The 6,919-nt window shown below is 72.1% G+C and carries 8 protein-coding genes and 1 riboswitch; all 8 genes read right to left on the bottom strand.

Annotation, left to right across the window (positions count from 1 at the left end; all coding sequences use genetic code 11):
* The coding region (locus AB1346_11620; GenBank protein ID MEW6721088.1) for an iron chelate uptake ABC transporter family permease subunit at positions 1-352 on the bottom strand (352 nt) is incomplete at its 3' end.
* The gene (locus tag AB1346_11615) at positions 349-1,251 is read right to left on the bottom strand and encodes a cobalamin-binding protein (protein ID MEW6721087.1); all 903 of its coding nucleotides are present in this window, start codon (positions 1,249-1,251) and stop codon (positions 349-351) included. The genes AB1346_11615 and AB1346_11620, both read right to left, overlap by 4 nt.
* A 163-nt stretch (positions 1,252-1,414) precedes the next feature.
* Positions 1,415-1,579, bottom strand: a riboswitch (cobalamin riboswitch).
* 37 nt (positions 1,580-1,616) lie between these two features.
* Positions 1,617-2,645 (bottom strand): tetratricopeptide repeat protein, encoded by a 1,029-nt coding sequence (locus AB1346_11610; GenBank protein ID MEW6721086.1) that lies wholly within the window; start codon positions 2,643-2,645, stop codon positions 1,617-1,619.
* Positions 2,642-3,547: an AAA family ATPase gene (locus AB1346_11605; protein ID MEW6721085.1), complete on the bottom strand. Its 906-nt coding sequence runs from the start codon at positions 3,545-3,547 to the stop codon at positions 2,642-2,644. Before AB1346_11605 ends, AB1346_11610 begins: the two co-directional genes overlap by 4 nt.
* Before the next feature lies 1 nt (position 3,548).
* Positions 3,549-5,162: a secretin N-terminal domain-containing protein gene (locus tag AB1346_11600; protein ID MEW6721084.1), complete on the bottom strand. Its 1,614-nt coding sequence runs from the start codon at positions 5,160-5,162 to the stop codon at positions 3,549-3,551.
* A 13-nt stretch (positions 5,163-5,175) separates the two neighbouring features.
* Positions 5,176-5,706, bottom strand: coding sequence for a hypothetical protein (locus AB1346_11595; protein MEW6721083.1), 531 nt, complete (start codon positions 5,704-5,706; stop codon positions 5,176-5,178).
* Positions 5,703-6,293, bottom strand: coding sequence for a hypothetical protein (locus tag AB1346_11590; GenBank protein MEW6721082.1), 591 nt, complete (start codon positions 6,291-6,293; stop codon positions 5,703-5,705). The genes AB1346_11595 and AB1346_11590 overlap by 4 nt, the downstream gene beginning before the upstream one ends.
* A gap of 2 nt (positions 6,294-6,295) precedes the next feature.
* Positions 6,296-6,919: hypothetical protein (locus AB1346_11585; protein MEW6721081.1), on the bottom strand; the 624-nt coding region annotated here is incomplete at its 5' end.

Genomic DNA, 6,919 nt, shown 5'->3' with positions numbered 1-6,919 from the left:
CGTCCGCCGAAAGGAACAGCGCCACCGAGAGCGCCCCCACGGCCGCCCCTCCCGAGACGCCGAGGATATACGGGTCCGCGAGCGGGTTGCGCAGAAGCGCCTGGAAGGCGACGCCGGAGGAGGCGAGCGCCCCGCCCACCAGCACTCCGAGCAGCGCCCTCGGAAGGCGAAGCGACAGGACGACCCGCGCGGGGGTATCGATCCCGCCGCGCAGGAGCGCGTCGACGAACTTTCCGAAGGGGACCGGCACCGGGCCGGTTGCGGCCGACAGCGCCACGGCGCCCGCCAGCGCGGCCAGCAGCGCGGCCAGCACCGTCCCAAAGCGCGCGCGCCCCTCCGCCGGCCGGCTCATCGCCCCCTCCCCTTTCCGCTCCGCATCCCGGCGAGCGCCTCCGCCACCTTCTCCAGCGCGTCGACCAGGCGAGGGCCCGGCCGGGTGACGATGTCCCCGTCGAGGACGAACACGGCGCCGTCCCGGAAGGCGGGGACTTCCTTCCAGCGCGTCACCTCGAGGGGAAGCCGCTCCACGCCCGCCATCCCCGCGACGAAGACCGCGTCGGGGCGGGCTGCGACGATGTCCTCGACGGACAGGCGCGGATACCGGCCCGCGAACCGCCTGGCCGCGTTCTCCGCCCCCGCCAGCCGGAGCAGTTCATCCATGAACGTACCGCCTCCCGCGACGATGAGGGGGGTCGTGGCCACGACGAACAGCGCGCGGGGCGCCGATCCTGCGCCCTTTCCCGCCGCGGCGCGGATCCGCTCGACGCGTCCCCGCAGCGAGGCCGCCGCCGCGCGCCCCTTCTCCGGGACGCCGAGCAGCTCCCCCAGCCGCCCGATGGCTCCGATGACGCCGGAGATCTCCTGCGGGCCTATGGCGAAGCAGGGGATCCCCATCTCCTCCAGCGCCTCGACCTTCTGCCGGGGATTGCCGTCGGTCGTGCAGAGCACCAGGTCGGGCGACAGCGCGACGATCCGCTCCACGTCGGGATCGGTCACACCGCCGATCCTGGGCACGGAGGCGGCTTCCGGCGGATGGTTGCAGTACCGGGTCACCCCGGCGAGGGCGTCGCCGCGGCCGAGGAGGAAGACGATCTCGGTGAGGCTGGGCGCGAGGGAGACGATGCGGCGGGGAGGAGCGGCCAGGCGGACCGCGACTCCCCGGTCGTCGATGCGCTCCAGAGGATACCCGCCGGCGGCGGACGCCGGGCGGATCGCGCAGGCGGCCAGCAGGAAGAGGAGGGCCGAAAGCATGCGTCGCGCCGGCCGGCATGAAAGGAAAACGCGCCCCAAGATCCCCCCGGATCGAAGCCCCGGCCGCGGGGCGAAGGGAAGGATCGGGCGCGCACCTTGGTTGCGTCGACCGTCCCGGACCTTCTCCCGCGAAAGGCGCCTCGGGCTTGTTCCCCGCCGGGAAAGGTCTCCTGGCTTCCGGCCGCCGGCGGCACGATCCGTTGCCGCCGTCCTACTTTCCGCGCCTTCCCGCCCGTTTTGCGATCGTCGTCCGGGCAGTGGCATACCTTGCGGATTTCGTTGCCGGTCACAGTTGCGGGGCAGCGATGGCATCCCACCATCTTCCCTTGCCCCGGCGGAACCGCTTCTGTCTTACCGGTTCATCCTTACAGGGTTGGAGTCGCCGCGTCAAGCCGGGATTGCGGCGCGAGGGAACGAAGCCGCTCCCGGACCTTCTCCTCCAGTGCGGGACGGGCCCCTCCGGACGCGGCGAGGAACGCGGAATAGGCGTCGGCGCATTTTTCCCGGTTCCCTATCCGTTCATACAGCGTTCCGAGCTGGTACAGAACGCCGGGATCGCCGGGGAAGCGCGCCCGGGCGTTCAGCAGCGTCTCCTCCGCTTCCGCCAGCCTCCCCAGCCGCGCCTGCGCGGCGGCGAGGTTCACGCGGGGGACCGGCGATTCCGGCGAAGCCTCCGCCGCGCGGGCGAACAGCGCGGCGCCCTCCTCCGTCCTTCCCTGTTCGAGGCGCAGCAGTCCGGCGTTGAGGAGACCCGGGGCGAACCGCGGGGCCAGGGAGAGGACGCGCGAGAGCGCCTGGTCCGCCTCGTCGAGCTTCTTCTGCCGCAGCAGGGCGATCCCCAGGCCGTTCCACGCCTCCACGACCTCCGGCGACGCCTCCGTCACCTCCCGGAACCGGCGCGCCGCTTCGGGAGCGTCGCCGCGCTCAAGCGCCGCCGCCCCTTCGTTGAACCGCTCCAGCAGCTCGCCCTTCCCCTGCCCCGCCGCCCGGGCCTTGCCGCCCGCGGCTGCGGAAGGCTGCGGGAGGGGCGAGACTTCCGGCCGGGCGGTCTTCTTCCCATCAAGCGCACGCGCGGGAGTGCTCACTTGCGCGGAAGGAGTAGCGAGGGTCGGGGCAGCGGCGACAGTCGGTCCCGGCGCTTCCGTCGCAGCCGCCGCGGGAACGGCCGGCGGAGGCGCCTGCGCGAGCGGCGCCTCGGCCGGCGCGGGCCGACGGATCAGCAGGAACACGCCCGCCGCTCCCACGACGAACGCCGCCGCCACCACACCCGCGAGCAGCTTCCAGCGCGTTTCCGGTTTTCTGGAGGGAAGGTCGGGGAGCGGGGAGGGCTCCTGCGGCCGCGGCGCTTCCCCGCCTTTCTGCGCCTTGCGAAGCGCGTCCTGGAGCAGGCTCACAGCCCGCCTCCTTTCCCGATGCGCACCAGGAGCGGCAGCAGCCCGGCGAGCCCCGTCATCCGCAGGAAGCGCCCCGGGGCCCGGCCGCCCGCCTCCCCATCGTCCGAGAGGGAGGACGCGGCGCGAAGCACGTCGGCCCGCTCCACGCACGCCGCCTCCCGCAGGCACGCCGCCAGCAGCGCCCGGTCGCATAGCTGGTTGATCCTCCGGGGTACGCCGCCGGACCGGCGGTAGACCAGACGCTCGGCGGAGCGGGACAGGAAAGCGCCTCCCGCCGCCCCCGCGACGCTCAGCCGGTGGTGGATGTAGCGGGAGGTCTCCGGCCGGTCCAGCGGCAGGATCCGCGCCCGGACGGTGATCCGCTGGTTGAACTGCTTCAGCTCCGGCAACAGCAGCTTCTCCTGCAGCTCCCTCTGCCCGAACAGGACGATCTGGAGGAGCTTGCGCTTCTCCGTCTCGAGGTTCGACAGCAGGCGGACCTGCTCCAGCAGCGGCGGGGCGAGGTTCTGCGCCTCGTCGACGATCAGGACCGGCCTGCGGTCCCGCTCCGCCTCCGCCAGGAGGAACCGGTTCAGGGCGTCCAGCAGGTCTTTCCGCGTCCCGTCGGGCACCTCGACGCCGAAGTCGGAGAGGATCGTGCGCAGCAGCTCCTTCTCCGTCAGGAGGGTGTTCACGACGAGCGCCGTGGTGAACCGCTCCGGCATCCTCCGCAGCAGGGAGCGGCAGACGGTGGTCTTGCCGACGCCGATGTCGCCGGTGACCACGATGAAGCCCTCCCCCGCCTCCAGCCCGAACAGCAGATGGTCCAGCGCCCGCCGGTGGCTTTCCGACAGGAACAGGAAATCCGGGTCCGGCGTCGGCGCGAACGGCTTCTCCTTCAGGCGGAAATGTCCTTCGTACATTTCAGTTCCAGGGGCGGGTGGTTTCCCGCTCCCCCTCCGTTCCGTACAGCCACGGCCTGCCGCCGAGGTGGTGCCCCCGCTTCAGCTCCTCCCACCGGCCGACCGCCGTCGCGCCCGTCTCCGCTCCTTCCGACGCCCGGACGATCCGCGGCGTGATGAGGATCACCAGCTCCGTCTTCCGCTTCAACTGCGCGTTGGACCGGAAGAGCGCCCCGAGAAACGGGATTTCGCCGAGGAACGGTACGGAGGTGACGGTCTCCTGCGTCCGCTCCTGCATCAGCCCGCCGATGAACACCGTCTGCCCGTCCGCGACGTCGACCACCGTGTTGGTCTCCCGGATGTCGAGGATCGGCGCCGTGTTCCCGTCGGGGGCCCGCGCATCCCCAACCTTCTCGGTGATCGAGGGGTGGATCGAGAGCATGATCCGCCCGTTCTGCCCGATCTGCGGCGTCACGCTCAGGATGATGCCTTCCGTGACGCTCTCCGGCGTGAACGTCGTGAACGCGGCGGAGGTCGTGCTCGCGGGAGTGACCGTGGCCTTGAAGAACACGTCCTGCCGCCCGATCCGGATGACGGCCTTCTGGTTGTTGAGCGTGGCCACCCGTGGGGAGGAGAGAACGTCCAGGTTCCCCGCGACGGCCTGCGCGTCGAGGAAGGCCCGGAACTTCGAGCCCGCCACGCCGACCCGGAAGGCGGTCGCGCCGGAGGCGAGCGTCTGGACCGCGGAGGCGTTCCCTCCGAGCGTCCCGGTAAGGTGCGGGGACAGATCCGGCATCGCCGACCAGTCGATCCCGTATTTCGTGTCGTCGTCGAGCGCGACCTCGAGGATCTGCGCCTCGATGACCACGCCGGCGCGCGCCCGCGCCTCCAGCATCCGGAGATGGCGCGCGACCCGCTCGACGTTCTCCGGGAAATCCGTCACGACGACGGTCCCGGCGGTCCGGTTGACGACCGCCTTCCCCCCGCCGGCGGACACCAGCTCCGCGAGCTCCTCGGAGAGGTGGGTCCAGAAGTCACCCTTCTCCTCCGTCGTGATGCTGTTCGTGCTCTGGCTCTCGATCCCTATGGTCCCGCTGCCGGTGGCCGACGTGGAAGCGACGAGCGAACCCGTTCCCGTCCGCATGGTCAACAGGTAATCGACCGGGAAGACACGGGTGACCCGTTTCGCCGCGGTCACGCGAACCGTCTTCCCCGATGTCTCCACGCGGCAGCCGACCATCCCGCAGACCTCCTCCATCAGCTCTTCCGCAGTGACGTCCTTGATGTCGAGCGTCACCGCCCCGGACACGTCCGCGGCGAGGACGAGGTTGAACTCGTTCTCCCGCGCCAGGGAGAGGAACAGCTCCCGGGCGTCCGCCCCCGTCATCACCAGGGTGTACCGCTTCGAGGGCTTCCGGAACTCGGCGGCGGACCGGCGCGGCTCCACCGCCCCCTCGCGCAGCGCGTCGGGAAGCGGCGCCGCGGGCGCGGCGGGAGGCGCCGCGATCTCGGGAGCCGCTGCCGGCAGCCGGGCGGCGGTCACGGGCGGCGGGGGAGATTTCCGGACCGCATGGCGCTGCGCGCACCCCGCCCCCAGCACGGTCCACCCGATCAGGAACATCGTCAGGATCTTCAAGAGCCGGCCTCCTTTACTGGCGATACAGCTCCAGGGTTCGCGTTTCCTTCCCCCTGCGGAGCGACACGCGGTACGGCTCCACCTTCACGACGGTCCACTCGCCGATCTTCCCGCCCGCGGGGACCAGCACGTCCCCCTGCCCCGCGCGGTCCCATCGGAAGATCGCCGCCGAGGATTCCCCGGCGACCACGGTCCCCCGGAGCGCCGGCAGCGACGGATCCGCGGCGCCCTCCTCCGCCCCGGCGCCGCCCGATCCCGGCGCGCGCTCCGCCGACGGCGGGAGGAACGGGTTCCGGCCCCAATTCCATGCGGGGCCGGCCCAGCCCGCCGGCATCGGCTGCGACGCCGCGGGCTGCGGAACTTTCCCGGGTTCCGGCGCCGGGAGCAGGATCGCCTCGGCAGGAGACTCCTCCACGACGGGGGCGGGCGGACCCTCCGTGATTTCGCGCGACTGCCACAGCCGGTACCCGACGGCCAGCACCGCGGCCGCCGCGAGCGCGGCGGCGACGCGCCGGTCCCCCATATACTCGCGGATCGGCCTCATGGCGTCCCCCGGTGCCACGCGGAGACGTCGACCGTCGCCGTCATGGCGCCGCCTTCCCCCCGGATCGCGACGGACCGCACGGTCACCAGCCGCCGCATCGAGGGGATGCCGTCGAGAAACTCGGCCAGGTCGCGGTAAGTGGACCGGAAGGTTAACCGGTACCGGGTCTCCCTCAAGGAGCGGACCGCTTTCGGGTTCGCCCCGCTTTCGGGCGACTCCGCCGGCCGGGCCGTCTCCGCGGCCTCGGCGGCCGCCGTCAGCCCGAACGACGCGAGGCGATGGCGGACGGCCCGCTCGCCGATCTCGGCAAGGAGCAGCTCGGGCTGCGGGGAGGCCGGGACGCGCTGCTCCCAGGACCGGAGCCGCTGGTCCAGTTGCTGCCCATCGCCGCGGCGCGACTCCTCCACCGCGGTCCGCAGCGCCATGATATCGGCGACCTCCGCCTCCTTCCGCGCGACCTCCGCCTTCAGCGCCCGGATCTCCGCGATCTCCGGGACGAACACGAAACGGTACGAGGCCGCCGCCAGCGCCAGCAGCGCGAGCACGAGGGGGAAAGCTCCTTCCTTCGTCCGGACGTCGAACCGCATCGCTATCTTTCCCTCATCGTGAATTTGAGGAGGAACTCCTGCTCGTACCCGCTCTTCGCCTCCCCGGCGCGCGGCCGAAGCTCGAGCGGCGAGTACTCCGCGTCCATGACCACCGGCTGCGACCGCAGGGACAACAGGAAACCGTTCACCAGCCGCTGGGCGTCCGCGGGAGACGCCGCGAATACGATCCCGCGCAGCTCGGCCCGGCCTCCGGCGCTCCCCGCCGTCCCCGGCGGCCCGGGGGTGAACTCGGCGGACAGCAACCGCATCTCCGCCGGCGCCGACGCCCCGAGGGCGCCGAGGAGCGCCTTCCACCGCGTGAACGCCGGCGCGTACGCCTGCTCCCCCCGCATCGCCTCGCCCAGGGCGCTCTTGAACTCCGCCCAGCGGGCGGATTCCTCCGGCGTCAGCGCCATGCTCCGCGTGACCGAGTCGTAGTTCGCCAGGACGTCGCGATACCGGTTCGCCGCCCCGCGCAGCCCCTGGAACAGTCCCGCGTTCGCCAGCAGGAAGGCGGAGAGGATGACGGCGAGGGCGATGACGCTTCCCCGGCGCCGCTTTCGCTCCAGGAACTTCGCCGGCAGCAGGTTTACGCGGTCGATCCCCCAGTCGGAAGCGGCCAGCCC

Source organism: Thermodesulfobacteriota bacterium (assembly GCA_040758155.1).
Taxonomy (GTDB): domain Bacteria; phylum Desulfobacterota; class Deferrimicrobia; order Deferrimicrobiales; family Deferrimicrobiaceae; genus UBA2219.
The sequence above is the reverse complement of the archived record's forward strand: the minus strand, read 5'-3'. Positions and strand labels throughout refer to the sequence as shown.

What these genes read in the sequence shown, in the direction of transcription:
- AB1346_11615 (MEW6721087.1), bottom strand. Translation starts at nt 1,251, where the DNA reads ATGCTTTCGGCCCTCCTCTTCCTGCTGGCCGCCTGCGCGATCCGCCCG.
- AB1346_11605 (MEW6721085.1), bottom strand. Translation starts at nt 3,547, where the DNA reads ATGTACGAAGGACATTTCCGCCTGAAGGAGAAGCCGTTCGCGCCGACG.
- AB1346_11595 (MEW6721083.1), bottom strand. Translation starts at nt 5,706, where the DNA reads ATGAGGCCGATCCGCGAGTATATGGGGGACCGGCGCGTCGCCGCCGCG.
- AB1346_11590 (MEW6721082.1), bottom strand. Translation starts at nt 6,293, where the DNA reads ATGCGGTTCGACGTCCGGACGAAGGAAGGAGCTTTCCCCCTCGTGCTC.